Source organism: Pseudarthrobacter sp. MDT1-56, assembly GCF_059383555.1.
Map to the genome: position 1 here is coordinate 111,565 of NZ_JBWZCK010000007.1, position 17,376 is coordinate 128,940.

Consider the following 17,376-nt stretch of genomic DNA (forward strand, 5'->3'; position numbering starts at 1 on the left):
ATCGACTTTGTGTCTCCGAAGGCTTAATATCCGCTATGGGGGCCGCCGTGCATACTCCGGCCGCCACTGCACCGGTCTCAAGGGTCTCAAACGATGTGGATACCTCATCATTCGCCCCGGGAGCCAACCATGAGAAAGAAATTGTCACTGCTCGCCACGGCCGCCACCGCCGCCGTGTTCCTCTCGACCGGGACAGCCGCCGGCGCAGCCCCCGGCGACCCCTCCGGAGGGAACGCCGGAGACGCGTCACCGGTTCTGCTCACCGGCCGGCTGGTGGGTCCGTTGCATGTCAGCGCCGGGCGACACGGCTCCGTCACGGTCAGCGAATCCTTTGCCGGACGGCTGACCCGGGTCGACTCCGAGGGGACCCAGGCCGTCCTCTACGAAACCCCTGACTGGAGCGTTGCGGGCAACGCCCAGCGGGATGGGACGACGTATTTCCTGGAAAGCCAGGGCGCCGGACCCCACCCGGCTGAGCTGGCCGGCCACGTCCGCATCATCGACGAGGACGGGAGCCAGCGGACGCTGGGCGATTTCGCCGCCCTGGAAACGGAGGAGAACTCCGACGGCGCTACCCGGTACGGCTTCCGTGACCTGCCGGAGGGCTGCGCCGCCGAGCTGCCGGCCAACATGCCTGCCAGCTACACGGGCGAAGTCGATTCGCATCCGTACGGCATCGCCGTTACCGGCGGGACCATCTACGTCGCCGATGCAGGGGCGAACAGTGTGGTGTCCGTTGATACCCGGAGCGGCGAGACCGAGACCGTCGCTGTGCTGCCGGCCCGGCCCTACAAGATCACCCCCGAAGCCGCGGCCTCGAACGGGCTTCCCGACTGTGTTGTGGGAACGACCTATGACTTCGAGGCGGTTCCGACCGATGTCGCCGTCGGGCCGGATGGCCGGCTGTACGTCACGTCGCTCCCCGGCGGACCGGAAGATCCGGCCCTGGGCGCCCGCGGGGCGATCTTCAAGGTGGATCCGGCCGACGACGAGGTGGAGCTCGTGGCGGACGACATCATTACACCCACGGGACTCGCCCTGGACGACCACGGCGGGCTTTATGTTGCCTCGCTGTTCGGCGAAGGCGTGCTCAAGATCGACCCGGACTCGGGCGACCAGACGGTAGTGCTCGCGGCCGGATTCGTAGCCGACGTGGACCTCCGCGGAGACACCCTTTATGCCACGGTCAACGCCCTGCCCGGGCCGGAGGGTCCGCCCGACGGCCAGGTGATGTACCTGAATCTGCGGGACGGCGACCATGACGGGGCCAGCAAGTCCTGACAGCGACAGCACTGCTGCCAGACAAAAATGGCCGGTCCCCTGCCGGGGCCGGCCATTCCGTATAGTGCTTCGCTGTTACCGAACTACTTGTTGCTGTCCTCGTCGACGTCGCCTTCGTCGATGAGGTCCAGGTCCTCTTCGTCGAAGTCGTCCTCGTCGAGCTCCACGTCCTGCGGAGTATCGCTCTTGTAGGGGTCCGCGTCGCCGGCGTGCTTAGCGCTGGCAGCGAGTGCGGCGACCTCGGCGTCGCGCTTCTTCGCGGCCCGGAGCAGTTCCTCCAGGTTGGAGGCGTTGACCGGGATCTGGTCCGCCACGAACTCCAGGGTCGGAGTCAGCCGGACGGTGATGTTCCGCCCGACTTCCTGCCGCAGCACGCCCTTGGCTTTCTCAAGCCCCTTGGCGGCCTCGGCTTGGACCAGCTGGTCACCGAACACGGTGTAGTAGACCGTGGCGTGCTGCAGATCATTGGTCACACGCGCATCGGTAACAGTGACGCCCTCGAGCCGAGGATCCTTGACCCTCCGGCCCAGGGCCTCAGCAACAACAACCTTAATCCGCTGCGCCAACTTGGCAGCCCGTGCGGGATCAGCCATTTCCACTCCTAAAAATTTGGATGTACGACGGCGCGTTAACGGCTCACGTACACACGTTTGGTTAGTTGCCACGCGCCTAAGGCGAGTCTACGACGGACCCGTTGGATTCTTTCCGGCGGCCTGGATGGCATCCAAGGTGGCAGCCGAGGGCCCCGATGCGAGCTTGCGAGCATTGGGAAGGCTGACACCGCTGCCGGAGCTGGGCGGCAATGGATCGCAGATCCACTGCCGCCCAGCGTAGGGGCGGGGCCGCCGGAAAAATTCCAACGGCCCCGCACCCGTATTGCTAAACCGACTTAGACGCGCGGCTTTTCGCGCATCTCGAAGGTCTCGATGGTGTCACCTTCGTTGATGTCGTTGAACGAGCCAAGACCGATACCACACTCGAAGTCCGTGCGGACCTCGGTGGCGTCGTCCTTGAAGCGCTTGAGCGTCTCAACGGTGAGGTTGTCACCGATGACCTTGCCGTCGCGGCTGACACGGGCCTTCGCGTTGCGTCGGATAACACCCGAGCGGACGATCGAGCCTGCAATGTTGCCGAACTTGGAGGAACGGAACACTTCGCGGACCTCGGCGGTGCCAAGCTGGACCTCTTCGTACTCCGGCTTGAGCATGCCCTTGAGGGCTGCCTCAATGTCATCAATTGCTGCGTAGATGACGGAGTAGAAGCGCATGTCCACGCCTTCGCGGTCTGCCAGTTCGGCAACACGCTCGGCGGGCTTGACGTTGAAGCCGATGATGACGGCGCTGTCGACCGTAGCCAGGTTGACGTCGTTCTGCGTGATCGCACCGACACCGCGGTGGATAACGCGGAGCTGGACACCCTCGCCGACGTCGATCTTGAGCAGCGCGTCTTCGAGGGCTTCCACGGCACCGGACACGTCACCCTTGAGGATGAGGTTGAGGGTGTCGATCTTGCCATCGGCGACGGCCTGGTCGAAGTCTTCCAGGCTGATGCGCTTGCGGCGCTTGGCCAGGGCGGCGTTACGGTCCGCAGCTTCACGCTTCTCGGCGATCTGGCGGGCGGTGCGCTCGTCAGCGGTCACGAAGAAGGTGTCACCGGCGCGCGGGACGTTGGACAGACCCAGGACCTGCACGGGGCGGGACGGGCCGGCCTCGGTCAGGGCGCTGCCGTCGTCGTCGAACATCGCACGGACGCGGCCGTGGGCCGTGCCTGCCACGATGGTGTCGCCGACGTGCAGGGTGCCGGACTGAACCAGGACGGTGGCAACTGCACCGCGGCCCTTGTCCAGGTTGGCTTCAATCGCGATACCGCGGGCATCCTTGTTCGGGTTGGCGCGCATGTCCAGGGCTGCGTCTGCGGTGAGCAGAACGGCCTCGAGCAGCTCGTCGATGTTGAGGTTCTGGCGTGCAGAGACCTCCACGAACATGGTGTCGCCACCGTACTCTTCCGGAACCAGTCCGTACTCGGTCAGCTGGCCGCGGACCTTTTCCGGGTTGGCGCCTTCCTTGTCGATCTTGTTCACGGCCACGACGATCGGCACGTTGGCCGCCTGGGCGTGGTTGAGGGCTTCAACGGTCTGCGGCATCACGCCGTCGTCCGCTGCGACCACCAGGATGGCGATGTCGGTGACCTTCGCACCACGGGCACGCATGGCGGTGAACGCCTCGTGGCCCGGAGTATCGATGAAGGTGATCTTGCGATCGATACCTTCGTGAGCGTGCGTGACCTGGTAAGCACCGATGTGCTGCGTGATGCCGCCGTGCTCGCCCGCCATAACGTCCGACTTGCGGATGGCATCGAGCAGGCGGGTCTTACCGTGGTCAACGTGACCCATGACGGTGACAACCGGAGGACGTGCCTCGAGTTCCTCATCGCCTTCGGCTTCCAGCTCGGCGTCGAAGTCGATGTCGAAGCCGGAGAGCAGCTCGCGCTCCTCATCCTCCGGGGACACGACCTGGAGCTTGTAGCCAAGCTCCTCGCCCAGCAGGGCGAAGGTCTCTTCATCCAGCGACTGCGTGGCAGTAGCCATTTCGCCGAGGTGGAAGAGGACGGTCACCAGTGCGGCGGGGTTCGCCTCGATCTTGTCGGCGAAGTCCGTGATGGACGAGCCACGGCGAAGCCGGACTACGGTGTTGCCGTCGCCGCGGGGCACACTGACGCCACCCAGCGACGGAGCACTCATCTGCTCGAGTTCCTGGCGCTTGGCACGCTTCGACTTGCGCTGCTTGCCACGGCCTGCGCCGCCTTTACCGAAAGCACCCTGGGTGCCACCGCGACCGCGGCCACCCTTGCCGAAGCCACCGCCGGCCGGAGCGCCGCCACCGGCGCCGGGGGCACCGGTACCTGGAGCGCCACCCGGACGGCCCGGGCCACGGGCTCCGCCGCCGGGACGGCCTGCACCAGCAGGTGCGGGACGTTCGGTGCGGTTCGGCATCATGCCGGGAGTCGGACGGTTTCCGCCGGCCCCTGCCGGACGGCCAGCGCCAGCTGCGCCGGCCGGACGCGGTGCGCCCGGACGTGCACCCGGAGCGCCGCCGGTGCGGGGAGCACCCGGACGGGGACCACCAGCGCCTGCTGCGGGACGGGGACCGCCGGGGCGTTCGCCCTCGGTGCGGCTTCCGCCCGGACGCGGCATGCCCTGGGAAGGAGCGAACGGGTTATTACCCGGACGCGAGGGACGTTCGTTGTCGCCGCCGCGGCCCCGGGGCATGCCCTGGGACGTCGCGAACGGGTTGTTGCCGGGACGGGGACCGCCCGGGCGGGGTGCCGAGCCACCCTGGCGTGCCGGAGCAGCCGGGGCTTCAGCCTTGGGTGCCGGGCGTGCGCCGGGCTTGGCGCCCGTGGAGGGCGCAGCCGGAGCCTGGGACGCGGGAGCTGCCGGGGCGGCCGGAGCCGCCGTCGGTGCTGCCGCAGCGGCAACGGGTGCCGGAGCAGCTGGTGCCGGAGCCGGAGCTTCAGTCTTGGTTACTGCAGCCGCCGGCGCTGTGGGAGCAGCCGGAGCCTGCGCGGGCGCCGGACGGTTTGCCGAGGGGCTGGCGGGTGCCTTGGGGGCGGACGCAGGCGCTTCGGACTTCGAAGCTGCTGCTGCGTCGGGGAACGCGTTGCGGAGTTTCCTCACAACGGGGGCCTCAATGGTGGAAGAGGCAGAGCGAACGAATTCGCCCAGTTCCTGCAGTTTGGTTACTGCATCTTTGGAAGTGATACCGAGCTCTTTAGCAAGCTCATGTACGCGGACCTTGGCCACATTTCTCCTGTCTCGGTCCGCACCGAGCCAGGCACGAACCGTCTACTTCTTACTGCGGACCTCCGCCGCGAGTGCAGCTGAAAGGTCCATTGCAGAGCGCAACAAAGTTGTCATCGTTGCGCACTCATCGCTGGGAACTCATCGGGTTTCCATCAGTTTTCTGACCCGCTTTCAGGTTGGACGGTTGTTGCTGCGGCCACCGGGGTGTCCACGGCTTGCGTGCCCGCCATGATCCGGCGTTCGACGTCGGCTGTTCCGGCAGCGCCGTTCAGGGCGCGACCGAACGCTCGACGTTTGACCGCCAGTGCCAGGCACTTTTCGCTGGGATGCAGCCATGCACCCCGGCCAGCCCTCCGGCGTCGTTCATCCACTACGACGGCGGATGAACCGCTGCCGTCGGCGACGAGCCGGAGTAGCTCCGATCGCGATCCCTTTTTCCGGCATCCGATGCAGGTACGCTGCGGCTGATTCTCGAGGTGTTGCACGTGTGCCACTTACGAGTATCTTCCTGCCAGTACATATCTGCCGGCCCCTGGCTTCCGGAGGCCGCCTGGCCAAGGGTTGTGATCAACACCTTCGCCGGACGCAAAACCGGACGCGTAAGGGACACGCGGATACCGGCCATTAGGCGCGGTCATGTCTATTCTAGCCCCTCAAGCGCCCGGGCCCCGAACTAGCGGGGACACGGACGCTGACGGGCAGGCCAGAACTGAGGCCCATTTTGTTGCGGCCCCGTTGCCGGGGCCGCTGTTGGTAACTTATTTGTCGCGGCTGACCGCGGCATCCGAGACGATGTCGATCCGCCAGCCGGTGAGCTTGGCGGCGAGACGGGCATTCTGGCCTTCCTTGCCGATGGCGAGGGAGAGCTGGTAGTCCGGGACCACGACGCGGGCCGAGCGGGTTGCCTCGTCCGTGATGGTGACCGAATTCACCCGTGACGGGGAGAGCGCGCTGGCGATGAATGTCGCCGGATCGTCGCTGTAATCGACGATGTCGATCTTCTCGTCGTTGAGTTCGTTCATGACCGCACGGACGCGCGAACCCATCTCACCGATGCAGGCGCCCTTGGCGTTGATGCCGGGGTTGTTGGCCTTGACCGCCATCTTGGTGCGGTGACCGGCCTCGCGGGCGAGGGCGACGATCTCCACGGAGCGGTCCGCGATTTCCGGAACTTCCATTTCGAAGAGCTTCCGCACGAGGCCCGGGTGTGACCGGGACAGGGTGATGGATGGACCCTTGGTGCCGCGGTGCACGTCGATCACGAAGGCGCGGAGCCGGTTGCCGTGGATGTACTTCTCTCCCGGCACCTGCTCGGGCGGCGGCAGCAGTGCCTCCACCGTGCCCAGGTTGACCTGGATCATGTGCGGGTTGTTGCCCTGCTGGATGGTGCCGGCCACCAGCTCGCCCTCGCGGCCCTTGAACTCGCCAAGGACGTTGTCGTCCTCGACGTCGCGCAGGCGCTGCAGGATGATCTGCCGTGCGGTGCTGGCGGCGATGCGGCCGAAGCCGGCGGGGGTGTCTTCGAATTCGCCGATCGGGGCGCCGTCGTCGTCGATCTCCGTGGCCCAGATGGTCACGTGGCCGCTCTTGCGGTCCAGCTCGGCCCGGGCTTTCTCGAAGGCTCCCGGCGTCTTGTGGTACGCCACCAGCAGGGCCTGCTCGATCGTGGGAATCAGGAGATCCAGCGGGATTTCACGCTCACGCTCCAGGAGTCTCAGTGCGCTCATGTCAATATCCATTAGGCCTCCTCAGAAGGTCCATTGTTTGCGTTCTCCAGGCCGGCCTCTTCGAGGTGGCTGAACTCTATTTCGACTTTTCCGCTGCGGATCTTGTCGAAAGGAAGCTTGATGGGTTCGCCCTGTTTGGGCTTCATGCCCTTCTTCACGGCGATCTCGGGGACCAGGGTGACGCCGCCGTCGTCGACGGACTGGACCCGGCCGGTGACGTTCTCGCCCTGCAGGACGTTGACCTTGACCATCCGGCCGCGGGCGCGGTGCCAGTGCCGCTCTTCGGTGAGGGGACGGCCGACGCCGGGCGAGGAAACCTCAAGCTCGTAGGGGCGTGAGTCGGTGCTGGGATCGTTGTCCAGGATGTCGGAGAGGGTCTTGGAGATCTCCGCAATGACGTCGAGACCAACGCCGCCCGTTTCCTCCTGCGGCAGGTCCACCACTACGTGGACCACCCTGTTGGCTCCGGCGACGTGAATGGAAACGTCCTCCAGGTACAGCCGGTTTGCCAGGACCTCGGGTTCCAGGAGGGCATGCAGCCGCTCGGCCTCGAAGTTGTGAGCGGGTGCGGCTTCAGCCTTCCCCATCCCGGTCCGGTCTGTTGAAGTCGTGGCTTCTGCGTTGGTCATGATGCCGGCCGCCTCCCGTTAGATGATGTTGTGTGTACTAGCCTAGCGATTTTCCGGGCGCCGTGGTGCACTTCAGTTCCCGGCCGGCATGACAACATGGTCTGTTGTGAAAGACGACAGCGGGGAAAAGCAGCGGCGGAAGCTCATTCCCCGCATCGCCCTCCTGGCCTGCCTCGCCCTCGTGGTCGTGAGCCTCGGGATCGCCTTGAGTCCCCGAAGTCCTGAGGAGCCCGCCGAACCGCCGTTTTCCGAACAGGCACGGTCCGCCGCGCTGGCCGAAACCCTGCGGCTGCGGACCGCCGGCGAGGCACTGGGCCAGCCCGGTTCCGGGGACGCGAAGCCTGCCGTCGTTCAGACTGTGAGTTTGCTGACAAGCCAGGCACGGGCCCTCCTGCTGCCGGGCCAGGACGTCCCGGACTCTCCTCTGCCGTCCGGTCCGGCCACCCCTTCGGCCGGTACTCCCTCTGGTGCTCCTTCCGGCGCTCCTTCTGCTGCTCCCCTGCCGGCGTCGGCGGCGGCGCTGGCCACCGCGCTGGCGGACAGCGCCGGGCAAATGCTCGCCGACGCTGCCGTGGCCGACGGCGGAATGGCCCGGCTGCTGGCCGCCGTCGGGACCGCCCAACTGCTGCAGGCGTCCTTCCTCGCCGCGGCCGCCGGGGTGCCGGCGCCGGCGGTGCCTGCCCCTGCCGCGCCCCAGCTGTCCGGGGCATGCCCCCGCGCTGCAGCGTCGCCGTCGTCCGCCCCGGTGGATGCTTCTTCCGCTTCGGCAGGAGCTGATGCCGGTGCCGGTGCCGCGACCCTGCCCGGAGCGCTGGCGGCGACGATGGAGACCGAGCTGGAAGCCGTCTACGGGTACCAGGTGGCCCTGACCCGGCTGGATGGCGAAGCGGCTGCCCGGGCGTCGGAGCAGCTCGCCGCGCATGAGGCCCTCGCTGCCGGTGCCGAAGCGCTGAGCAGGATCCATTGCACCCCGGTGCCGCCGCGCGAAGCCGGGTACACCATGGCGCAGGACTTCCTGGCTTCTCCCGCCGCTGGCCTCGGCAGACTGGAAGCCTCGGCGCTGCCGGTCTACGGCGACCTGGTGGCCCTGAGTGAGGGCCAGACCCGCCAATGGGCGATCGCCGGCCTCGTCGGTGCTGCACGCCGGTCCGACCTTTGGGGTGGGGAGACCGGTGCCCTTCCCGGTCTGGCTGCCGATCCGGCGGGGTTCCCCGAGCTGCCCGCACCCGGCCTGTAGCTTCCGGGCGCCGGCCGGCTGCCAGGGATTGCGGCGGCGAGGAAGCGCTTAGTTAGGTTCGTCATACTGGCCGGCTGTGGTCGCCGGTGCTTTGCTGTACTCATGGACAGTCAAGCCGCCCCCATCCAGCACGAGAACGAACCCCACCGCAATGACATCGCGCACCGCCTCAACTGGCTGCGCGCGGGGGTGCTGGGGGCCAACGATGGCATCGTTTCCGTCGCGGCGATTGTGGTCGGCGTCGCCGGCGTCACCACGGAGTCCGGCCCCATCCTCATTGCCGGTACCGCCGGCGTGGTCGGTGGCGCCATCTCGATGGCCCTGGGCGAATACGTCTCGGTGAGCAGCCAGAAGGACAGCCAGCGCGCGCTGATCGAGAAGGAACGCCGGGAGCTGGAAGAACAGCCCGAAGAGGAGCTCGAGGAACTCGCCGCCATCTACCAGGGCAAGGGTCTCAGCGCGGACACCGCCCGGACCGTGGCCAAGGAACTCACCGCTCACGATGCCCTCGGCGCCCACCTGTCCGCGGAACTGCACATCGACGAGACGGACATTGTCAGTCCGTGGCACGCCGCGTTCGCCTCCGCCGCGGCGTTCCTGGTCGGCGCGGTCCTCCCCATGCTTGCCATCCTGCTGCCGCCGGAGAACATCCGTGTTCCGCTGACTTTCGTGGCTGTGCTGGTCGCCCTGGCCCTGACCGGAGCCATCGGCGCCTGGATTGGCGGCGGTTCGAAGATGAAGGCGGCCGTGCGGGTGGTGATCGGCGGCGCCGCGGCGCTCGTCGCGACCTTCCTGATCGGCAGCTGGCTCGGAGCCAGCGGCATCACCGTCTGACCCTCCTGCTGCGCCGGCAGGATCCTGGCCTGCTGACAAAGCAGGCCCGGTTGACAAGCGGGCTCGCCTGACTAGCCGGCCAGCCAGGCTCGGCGGGCCCCTGACGCCCGGCAGCAACTACGCTGGATCCGATGAGTCAGCCAACCGACGTCCCGATCCCGCCCGACCTCAGCCGCCGCTACGGCGGCAGCTCAACCGGCCGCGACTGGCTTGCCTCGCTCCCCCGGCTGGTTCGGCACTGCCTCGACCAGTGGCAGCTCGAGCTTGACCTAGCGCCCGGCGCCCTGCCATGGAATGGCCACGGAGCCATCGTGTTCCCGGTGCGGCTTCGCGCCACCGCCAACATCCGCACCGGCAACGGCACCACGGCCGGCGAAGCACCCGGGCAGGCTGCGCGCCAGGGGGCCGTCCTGAAGATCGCCTATGCGCAGGACGAAGCGCTCGTGGAACCGCAGGCCCTCGCGCTCTGGAACGGGCACGGGGCGGTCCGGCTGCTGGACAGCGACGCCGGTGCCGGTGCGCTGCTGCTGGAGCGCCTGGACGCCGCCCGCTCCCTCCAGGACGTGCCCCTGGACGAGGCGGTCCCGGTGTGGGGCGCCCTGGTTCGCCGGCTGAGCCTGGTCCCCGATGACCGCCCGGAATGGCAGGATTTCGACCATGTGGCGGCCCGGGCCGAGCAGTGGAGTGATGAGCTGCCGGAGAGCTGGGAACGTCTGGGCCGGCCCTTCCCGCGGTGGCTTCTGGAAGCCGCGCTTGAGGTCTGCCAGACCCGCGGGGCAGTCGGCCGCCGCTCCGGGCGGGACGTGCTGGTCCATTCCGACCTGCACTGTTTGAACATCCTGGCCCGGCCCGGCAGTGCGGAGGCGGGCGGCGGCGGTGAACCGGCCAAGGGCTGGGCCGCGATCGATCCGCAGCCCCTGATCGGCGAGGCGGAATTCGCGGTGGCGCCGTTGCTGTGGAACCGGATCCGTGAGCTGTCCCGGGCGGATCCGGAACGGGGCCTGCGGGAGCGCTGCGGGGACTTCACCAGGGCCGCCGGGCTCGACGCCGAGGTCGCCCGGCAATGGAGCCTGGCCCGGGAGGTCGGGAACGCGCTCTGGTACGCCTCGAAACCCCGGCACGAGGGCGACCTCGCCCGGTCGCTCTGGGTGGCCAGCACACTGGCCGGCCGCACGCTCCCGGAGCTCCCCTCGCCCCACGAACTGCCGGAACCGGGGGAAGCGGCCAGCTAGCTGCCGTGTGCGCGGACCGCCGCCACAGCGTCCTTCACGGCGTCGACGGCGACTGCCACGTCGGCGTCGTCCGTGCTCCAGTTGCTGACGGAGATCCGCAGGATGTCGCGGTCCTGCCAGCGCGAACCGGACATCCAGACCCTGTCGTCAGCGATGATCCGCGCCGTCACCGCACGGGTCGTGGCGTCGTCGCCGAAGGCCAGCGAGACCTGAGTGTAGTCGACGTCGTTGAGCACCTCGACGCCGTCCAGCCTGGACAGTTGCTCCGCCAGTTGCCGGGCGTGCAGCACGAGCCCGCGGACCTGGTCGGCGACGCCGTCCCGGCCCAGTGACTTCAGCGCGGCCCACACCGGCACCCCTCGGGCGCGGCGGGACAGTTCCGGCACCGTTTCGAAGGGGTCCGCGGCGCCGTCCGCGTCCTGGATCAGGTAGCTGGTGTGCAGGCCCATGGCCGACCGCAGCGCCCGGGCGTCCCGGACCACCGCGATCCCGCAGTCGTAGGGCACGTTGAGGGTCTTGTGCGCGTCGGTGCCCCAGGAGTCGGCGCCCTGCAGCCCGGCGGTCAGCGCGGCGAGTTCGGGGACGGCAGCAGCCCAGAGCCCGAACGCCCCGTCCACATGGACCCAGGCGCCGCGCGCTTTTGCGACGGCGATTGCCTCCACGAAGGGATCAAAGGCTCCGGAGTGCAGGTTCCCGGCCTGCAGGCAGACCAGCAGCGGGGCCGGGCCCGGTCCAGCGGCTGGGGCGTGTTCAACGGCGCGGGCCAGGGCCCGGTCCAGCTCCCACGGGTTGATGCGGCCCTGCCGGTCCGCGGGGACCACTGTGGGCCGGCCCAGCCCCAAATACCGCAGGCCGAGGTCAATCGAGTCGTGCCGTTCCTGGCCCACGAAACAGTGGATCCGTGGCGCACCGGAGAGGCCGTCGCCGTCGAGGTCCCAGCCGGCGTCGGTGATCAGGCGCCACCGTCCCGCGGCCAGGCCGGTGAAGTTGGCCATCGTGGCGCCGGTGGCGAAACCGACGTCGGACTCTTTGGGGAGCCCCAGCAGCTCAAGCAGCCATTTGCCGGCGGCTTCCTCGATGGCGGCCGTGGCCGGAGAGGCGAAGCGGAGTACGGCGTTCTGGTCCCAGGCGCTGACCAGCCAGTCCGCGGCCAGCGCTGCAGGCAGCGTGCCGCCGATGACCCAGCCGAAGAACCGTCCGGAGGGCATGGCCATCAGCCCGGGTTCGGCCTTCGTGGCGAGGAAGTCCACCACCTCTGCCGCCGGCGTTCCCTCCCCGGGCAACGGACCACCGAAGTCTGCAGCGAGGTCCGACGCGGTCACGCGCGGGCCCACATGCCGTGTTCCCTGGCTCTCCAGCCACTGGCGTGCGTGCCGGGCCGCAGCCTCCAGGGCATCGCTGTAGCGTTCTTCAGGAACTGACATAGCTGCATGCTACGCCCGCGGCCAGGGGACGGGCAGTCCTTCCAGGGGAAGGTAGCGTTCCAGGAAGGGCACAGGGGGTGGGCGGCCGGCCGCCGGCAGGGCTAAGCGAAGCTTTCCTGCCAGATGTCCGAGCCGAGCTTGATGATCAGGGCACCCACCACGGCGAGGAACACAATGCGGATGAACTTGTTCCCCTGCTTGACGGCGGTCCGGGCGCCGAGGTAGCCGCCGGCCATATTCGCCAGGCCCAGGACCAGCCCAAGACCCCACAGCACGGCACCATGCGGCACGAAGAACAGCAGGGCGCCGGCGTTGGTGGCCATGTTCACGATCTTGGCCTTGGCGCTGGCTTCGAGGAAGGCGTAACCCATCGCCGAGACGAGCGCGATGATCAGGAAGGACCCGGTGCCGGGGCCGATCAGTCCGTCGTAGAACCCGATCACGCCGCCGATCAGGCACGCCAGCACGTAGTGCCGGTGGCCGTTGTGCCGCAGCCTGGTCAGCTCCCCCACGTTCGGGCGGAAGGCCGTAAACAGCGCGACGGCGACCAGCGCCACCACGATGATGGGCTTGAACACGCTCGCCGGGAGGTTCGCCGCCAGCACCGCCCCGCCGAAGCTGCCGGCCATGGCGATGACCGCCATGGGCAGCGCGGTCCGCAGATCCGGCCGCACCCTGCCGTAGTACGTGACGGCACTGGTGGTGGTGCCGAAAATCGACCCCATCTTGTTCGTCGCCAGCGCCTGCACCGGGCTGATGCCCGGCACCAGCAGCATCGCCGGGAGCTGGATCAGTCCCCCGCCGCCGACGACGGCATCGACCCAGCCCGCGGCGAAGCCGGCGACCACGATCAGGATGAGGGTACTGAGCTCGATCGACTCGAGTCCGGAAACCACGCCTGGACGGACTGCGGGTTAGTGGTTGCGGACAGCGTCGAGAACGTAGTCGACCGCCTTCTCAACGGCGATGTTCTCGGCGTTGCCGCTGCGGCGGTCCTTGATCTCGACGACCCCGTCCACCAGCCCGCGCCCGACGGCGAGGATGGTCGGCACGCCGACGAGTTCGGCGTCGCCGAACTTCACGCCCGGGGACACCTTGGGACGGTCGTCGTAGATCACCTCGAGGCCGGCGGCCTCCAGTTCGAAAGCCAGCTTCTCCGCGGCAGCGAAGATTTCCTCGCCGCGGCCAACGGCCACCACGTGGACATCGGCCGGAGCGACGGCGCGCGGCCAGATCAGGCCCTTGTCGTCGTGGTTGGATTCGGCCAGGGCCGCGACGGCGCGGGTGACGCCGACGCCGTAGGAACCCATGGTGACCACGACCTGCTTGCCGTTCTGGTCCAGGACCTTGAGCTCCAGGGCTTCGGCGTATTTGCGGCCAAGCTGGAAGATGTGGCCCATTTCGATGCCGCGGGCGGTTACCAGCGGGCCGGAGCCGTCGGGAGCCTCGTCGCCGGCGCGCACCTCGGTGCACTCGATGATGCCGTCCCAGCCGAAGTCGCGTCCGGCGACCAGGCCAAAGACGTGCTTGCCGGCCTCGTTGGCGCCGGTGACCCAGGCGGAGCCGCTGACGACGCGAGGGTCCACAAGGTAGAGCAGCTTGGCGGCGCCCTCGGTGCCGAGCAGGGGCGCGTCCAGGGACAGGCCGGGGCCGAGGTAGCCCTTGACGATGAGGGGTTGCTTCTTGAGGTCTTCCTCGTTGGCGGCTTCGAGGATGATTTCGCCGGCGATCGGCAGGAAGGACCCGATGTTCGCCTCCACGCGCTTGAGGTCGACGCCACGGTCGCCCGGAACGCCGATGACCACGATCTGGCGTTCCCCGGTCGGCAGGGTGACGGCGAGAACGACGTTCTTCAGCGTGTCAGCGGCAGTCCAGGCGCCGCCGTCGGCCTCGGTGCGGGGCACCAGGAGGTTGGCGGCATCCACGAGGGTCTCGATGGTGGGGGTATCCGGGGTGTCCCGGACTTCGGCGGCGGGGGCGTTGCTGAAGTCGATGTCCGCGGGAACCACGGTGGTGACGGCCTCGACATTGGCTGCATAGCCGCCGGCGGAACGCACGAAGGTGTCCTCGCCGATCTCGGTGGGGTGCAGGAATTCTTCACTCTTGGATCCGCCCATGGCACCGGCCGTCGCGGCGACCGGAATGACCTCGAGGCCAAGGCGCTCGAAGATCTTCAGGTAGGCGCCGCGGTGCGCCGCGTAGCTGGCGTCCAGGCCGGCGTCGTCGACGTCGAAGGAGTAGGAGTCCTTCATGATGAACTCGCGGCCGCGCAGCAGGCCCGCCCGGGGACGTGCCTCGTCGCGGTACTTGTTCTGGATCTGGTAGATGCTCAGCGGCAGGTCCTTGTACGAGGAGTACAGGTCCTTGACCAGCAGGGTGAACATTTCCTCGTGCGTGGGGGCCAGCAAGTAGTCGTTGCCCTTGCGGTCCTTGAGCCGGAAGATGCCCTCGCCGTACTCGGTCCAGCGGTTCGTGACCTCGTAGGGCTCCTTGGGCAGCAGCGCCGGGAAGTGCACTTCCTGGGCGCCGATGGCAGCCATTTCCTCACGGATGACTGCTTCCACCTTGCGCAGCACGCTCAGCCCCAGCGGAAGCCAGGTGTAGATGCCCGGGGCAGCCCGGCGGATATACCCGGCGCGGACCAGGAGCCGGTGGCTGGCCACCTCGGCGTCGGCGGGATCTTCACGCAGGGTGCGCAGGAACAGCTTGGAGAGTCGAAGGACCACTGGGTATCTATCCGTTTCTGGGAAGGTGCGGGGCGAAGCAGCAAAGCTGTGAATCTAGCTGTGAACAGAGCTGTGAATCAGTAGAACCGGCGGAACCGGCCCACGGGTCAGGTACTAATCTACCGCCAGCCCGGACATGGAAGAGCCACGCCATAACTGACGGAAGCCCCTGGCCGTTGCCGGCTGGTCATCCTGTCATGGCGTGGCTCTGCGGCCCCAGCACCGCCAAATTATTGGCTGTGAGTTCCGTTGTGTTGCCCCCAAGGGCGTCTGCATCCCCGGCTGATGCTCCCGGGAAACGCGTGCCCATGCGACACGGCTAGCTCGAACCTATGTGACGCACGGCACGAAAACAAGAGTCCGCATCCAGATATTTTCATGGACGCCGGTGTTGCTGCTGGGACAGAAGAGCACTTCAGTGAACTGAGTGCTGCCACCGGAGCGCTCGGCGGCTAGAAGAGCACTGTTGCGAAAGTCCCGACCTGCCGGAAGCCGACCCGCTCGTAGGTCGCCCGGGCCCGGGTGTTGAAGTTGTTAACGTAGAGGCTGGTGACCGGGGCGAGGGTCTGGGCCAGGACGACGGCGGCGGCCATATACCCGGCGCTCAGGCCCTGGCCGCGGAACGCGGGGTTCATCCAGACCCCCTGGACCTGCGTCACCTCCGGGGTGACCGCACCAAGCTCGGCTTTGAAAACCACCTCGCGCGCGGGGTCCAGGTGGACCATGGAATGGCCCTCGCGGATGAGGCCCTTGACCCGGCGGCTGTAGTACTCCCGGCCGCCAAGGTACGGCGAATACCCCACTTCCTCTTCGAACATCGCCGCGCAGGCGGGCAGGATGCGGTCGAAGTCAGCCAGCTGGCCAAAGCCCAGAAGCGGATTGGGGGTCACGGCGGGAGGCCCGGAGATCGTCATCAGCGGCTGTTCCTCGCGGATCTCATGGGCCGTCTGACCGAGCTGCTCCAACCCGGCGTGCAGGGCCAGGACCGTGTCGGCCGGGCCGAAGATCGAGGCGTACCGGCGCCCGGAGCGGTGTGCGGCGGCAGCCACCACACCGGCAAGGCCGGGATCCAGCTGCACCGGCACCAGGTTCGCGCCGGCCCAGCACGCTCCGAGGAGCGCCCCGCCGTCGAACACACCAAGAATGCTGGCGCCGCCGGTGGTGGGTGCCGCCGTGCCGGCGGTGGCCAGATGCGACAGGATGAAGACATTGGCGACGGCGTCCTGCCGCGCCAGGTCCACCAGCTGGGATGTGTCCGAGCCCCCCAGGGTCCGGACCGCGACGCCGGGAGCGGCGCCGTCCTTACGAGACGCTAACCACGGGGCTACCCTTGACAGCATCTTCGCCATCGGCCTCCCCCATCTCTTCAGCGATACGCATGGCCTCTTCGATCAGTGTCTCAACAATCTGGTTCTCGGGCACAGTCTTGATGACCTCGCCCTTCACAAAGATCTGCCCCTTGCCGTTGCCCGACGCGACGCCGAGGTCGGCCTCGCGGGCTTCGCCCGGTCCGTTGACGACACAGCCCATCACGGCGACGCGCAGCGGGATCTCCATGCCTTCCAGCCCTGCCGTGACCTGCTCGGCCAGCGTGTACACGTCGACCTGGGCGCGGCCGCAGGACGGGCAGGAGACAATCTCGAGTTTGCGCGGGCGCAGGTTGAGCGACTGCAGGATCTGGTTGCCCACCTTGATTTCCTCCACCGGCGGGGCGGAGAGGGAAACCCGGATGGTGTCACCAATGCCGCGGGACAGCAGGGCACCGAAGGCCGTGGCCGACTTGATGGTGCCCTGGAAGGCGGGGCCGGCCTCGGTGACGCCGAGGTGCAGCGGCCAGTCGCCCTGTTCGGCGAGCATCTCGTACGCGGCGACCATAATGACGGGGTCATTGTGCTTGACCGAGATCTTGAAGTCGTTGAAGCCGTGCTCTTCGAACAGCGACGCCTCCCAGACCGCGGACTCCACAAGGGCCTCCGGGGTGGCCTTGCCGTACTTCTTCAGGATTCCGGGCTCCAGCGATCCGGCGTTGATGCCGATCCGGATGGAGGTGCCGTGGTCCTTGGCCGCGCGGGCGATTTCCTTGACCTGGTCATCGAATTTGCGGATGTTGCCGGGGTTCACCCGGACCGCCGCGCAGCCTGCCTCGATCGCGGCGAAGACGTACTTCGGCTGGAAGTGAATGTCCGCGATCACGGGGATCTGGGACTTCCGGGCGATGATCGGCAGGGCCTCCGCGTCGTCCGCGGACGGGCAGGCGACCCGCACAATGTCACAGCCGGAGGCGGTGAGTTCGGCGATCTGCTGCAGCGTGGCGTTGATGTCCGTGGTGGGCGTGGTGGTCATCGACTGCACACTGATCGGCGAATCGGAGCCGACGCCGACCGAACCCACCTTGATCTGGCGGGTCTTGCGGCGCGGGGCGAGGACGGGGGGCGGTGCTGACGGCATTCCCAGGCTGACCGAGGTCACATGGACTCCTTGTAT

The 17,376-nt window shown here is 67.8% G+C and carries 14 protein-coding genes; 4 read left to right on the top strand and 10 right to left on the bottom strand.

The genetic code is table 11. The features are described 5' to 3' along the window. Positions 1–129 precede the first annotated feature (129 nt). Entirely contained in the window at positions 130–1,281 is a 1,152-nt protein-coding gene (locus AC50YC_RS11620) for a ScyD/ScyE family protein (RefSeq protein WP_494953669.1), read from the top strand. Between the two features lie 83 nt (positions 1,282–1,364). Here AC50YC_RS11620 and rbfA read toward each other — a convergent pair whose 3' ends face one another. From rbfA to rimP, 5 genes are all read right to left on the bottom strand, one after another. Beyond that, complete coding sequence (gene rbfA, locus AC50YC_RS11625; protein ID WP_354173789.1) at positions 1,365–1,874, bottom strand: 30S ribosome-binding factor RbfA; 510 nt, start codon at positions 1,872–1,874, stop codon at positions 1,365–1,367. Between the two features lie 296 nt (positions 1,875–2,170). Beyond that, complete coding sequence (infB, locus tag AC50YC_RS11630; protein ID WP_494953670.1) at positions 2,171–5,083, bottom strand: translation initiation factor IF-2; 2,913 nt, start codon at positions 5,081–5,083, stop codon at positions 2,171–2,173. Positions 5,084–5,235: 152 nt separating this feature from the next. Continuing rightward, positions 5,236–5,577, bottom strand: coding sequence for a YlxR family protein (locus AC50YC_RS11635; RefSeq protein WP_494953671.1), 342 nt, complete (start codon positions 5,575–5,577; stop codon positions 5,236–5,238). 264 nt (positions 5,578–5,841) lie between these two features. Beyond that, on the bottom strand, positions 5,842–6,822 hold the full coding sequence (nusA, locus tag AC50YC_RS11640) for a transcription termination factor NusA (protein ID WP_354351257.1): 981 nt from the start codon (positions 6,820–6,822) through the stop codon (positions 5,842–5,844). Beyond that, positions 6,822–7,439 carry a ribosome maturation factor RimP gene (rimP, locus tag AC50YC_RS11645; protein ID WP_494953672.1) on the bottom strand — a complete coding sequence of 206 codons (618 nt, stop codon included), beginning with the start codon at positions 7,437–7,439 and terminating at the stop codon, positions 6,822–6,824. Before rimP ends, nusA begins: the two co-directional genes overlap by 1 nt. Positions 7,440–7,545: 106 nt before the next feature. Between rimP and AC50YC_RS11650 the strand changes: the two genes are divergently transcribed. From AC50YC_RS11650 to AC50YC_RS11660, 3 genes are all read left to right on the top strand, one after another. Continuing rightward, complete coding sequence (locus AC50YC_RS11650) at positions 7,546–8,676, top strand: DUF4439 domain-containing protein (protein WP_494953673.1); 1,131 nt, start codon at positions 7,546–7,548, stop codon at positions 8,674–8,676. A 102-nt stretch (positions 8,677–8,778) separates the two neighbouring features. Then, positions 8,779–9,510 carry a VIT1/CCC1 transporter family protein gene (locus AC50YC_RS11655; RefSeq protein ID WP_494953674.1) on the top strand — a complete coding sequence of 244 codons (732 nt, stop codon included), beginning with the start codon at positions 8,779–8,781 and terminating at the stop codon, positions 9,508–9,510. A gap of 131 nt (positions 9,511–9,641) precedes the next feature. After that, the gene (locus AC50YC_RS11660; protein ID WP_494953675.1) at positions 9,642–10,742 is read left to right on the top strand and encodes an aminoglycoside phosphotransferase family protein; all 1,101 of its coding nucleotides are present in this window, start codon (positions 9,642–9,644) and stop codon (positions 10,740–10,742) included. Here AC50YC_RS11660 and AC50YC_RS11665 read toward each other — a convergent pair. From AC50YC_RS11665 to ispG, 5 genes are all read right to left on the bottom strand, one after another. Beyond that, positions 10,739–12,166, bottom strand: a complete 1,428-nt coding sequence (locus AC50YC_RS11665; protein ID WP_494953676.1) for a pyridoxal phosphate-dependent decarboxylase family protein — start codon at positions 12,164–12,166, stop codon at positions 10,739–10,741. The two genes, AC50YC_RS11660 and AC50YC_RS11665, sit on opposite strands and share 4 nt — an antisense overlap. 101 nt (positions 12,167–12,267) lie before the next feature. Next, the gene (locus AC50YC_RS11670) at positions 12,268–13,062 is read right to left on the bottom strand and encodes a sulfite exporter TauE/SafE family protein (RefSeq protein ID WP_354173798.1); all 795 of its coding nucleotides are present in this window, start codon (positions 13,060–13,062) and stop codon (positions 12,268–12,270) included. Between the two features lie 18 nt (positions 13,063–13,080). Then, positions 13,081–14,892, bottom strand: a complete 1,812-nt coding sequence (locus AC50YC_RS11675) for a proline--tRNA ligase (protein ID WP_494953677.1) — start codon at positions 14,890–14,892, stop codon at positions 13,081–13,083. A gap of 452 nt (positions 14,893–15,344) precedes the next feature. Then, positions 15,345–16,232, bottom strand: coding sequence for a GNAT family N-acetyltransferase (locus AC50YC_RS11680; RefSeq protein WP_494953769.1), 888 nt, complete (start codon positions 16,230–16,232; stop codon positions 15,345–15,347). Then, the gene (gene ispG / locus AC50YC_RS11685) at positions 16,195–17,361 is read right to left on the bottom strand and encodes a flavodoxin-dependent (E)-4-hydroxy-3-methylbut-2-enyl-diphosphate synthase (protein WP_354173800.1); all 1,167 of its coding nucleotides are present in this window, start codon (positions 17,359–17,361) and stop codon (positions 16,195–16,197) included. Before ispG ends, AC50YC_RS11680 begins: the two co-directional genes overlap by 38 nt. Between the last annotated feature and the right edge of the window lie 15 nt (positions 17,362–17,376).

Coding starts and splice junctions, on each gene's coding strand:
- rimP (WP_494953672.1), bottom strand. CDS start 7,439: ATGACCAACGCAGAAGCCACGACTTCAACAGACCGGACCGGGATGGGG.
- AC50YC_RS11655 (WP_494953674.1), top strand. CDS start 8,779: ATGGACAGTCAAGCCGCCCCCATCCAGCACGAGAACGAACCCCACCGC.
- AC50YC_RS11620 (WP_494953669.1), top strand. CDS start 130: ATGAGAAAGAAATTGTCACTGCTCGCCACGGCCGCCACCGCCGCCGTG.
- rbfA (WP_354173789.1), bottom strand. CDS start 1,874: ATGGCTGATCCCGCACGGGCTGCCAAGTTGGCGCAGCGGATTAAGGTT.
- AC50YC_RS11665 (WP_494953676.1), bottom strand. CDS start 12,166: ATGTCAGTTCCTGAAGAACGCTACAGCGATGCCCTGGAGGCTGCGGCC.
- AC50YC_RS11680 (WP_494953769.1), bottom strand. CDS start 16,232: ATGCTGTCAAGGGTAGCCCCGTGGTTAGCGTCTCGTAAGGACGGCGCC.
- AC50YC_RS11660 (WP_494953675.1), top strand. CDS start 9,642: ATGAGTCAGCCAACCGACGTCCCGATCCCGCCCGACCTCAGCCGCCGC.
- nusA (WP_354351257.1), bottom strand. CDS start 6,822: ATGGATATTGACATGAGCGCACTGAGACTCCTGGAGCGTGAGCGTGAA.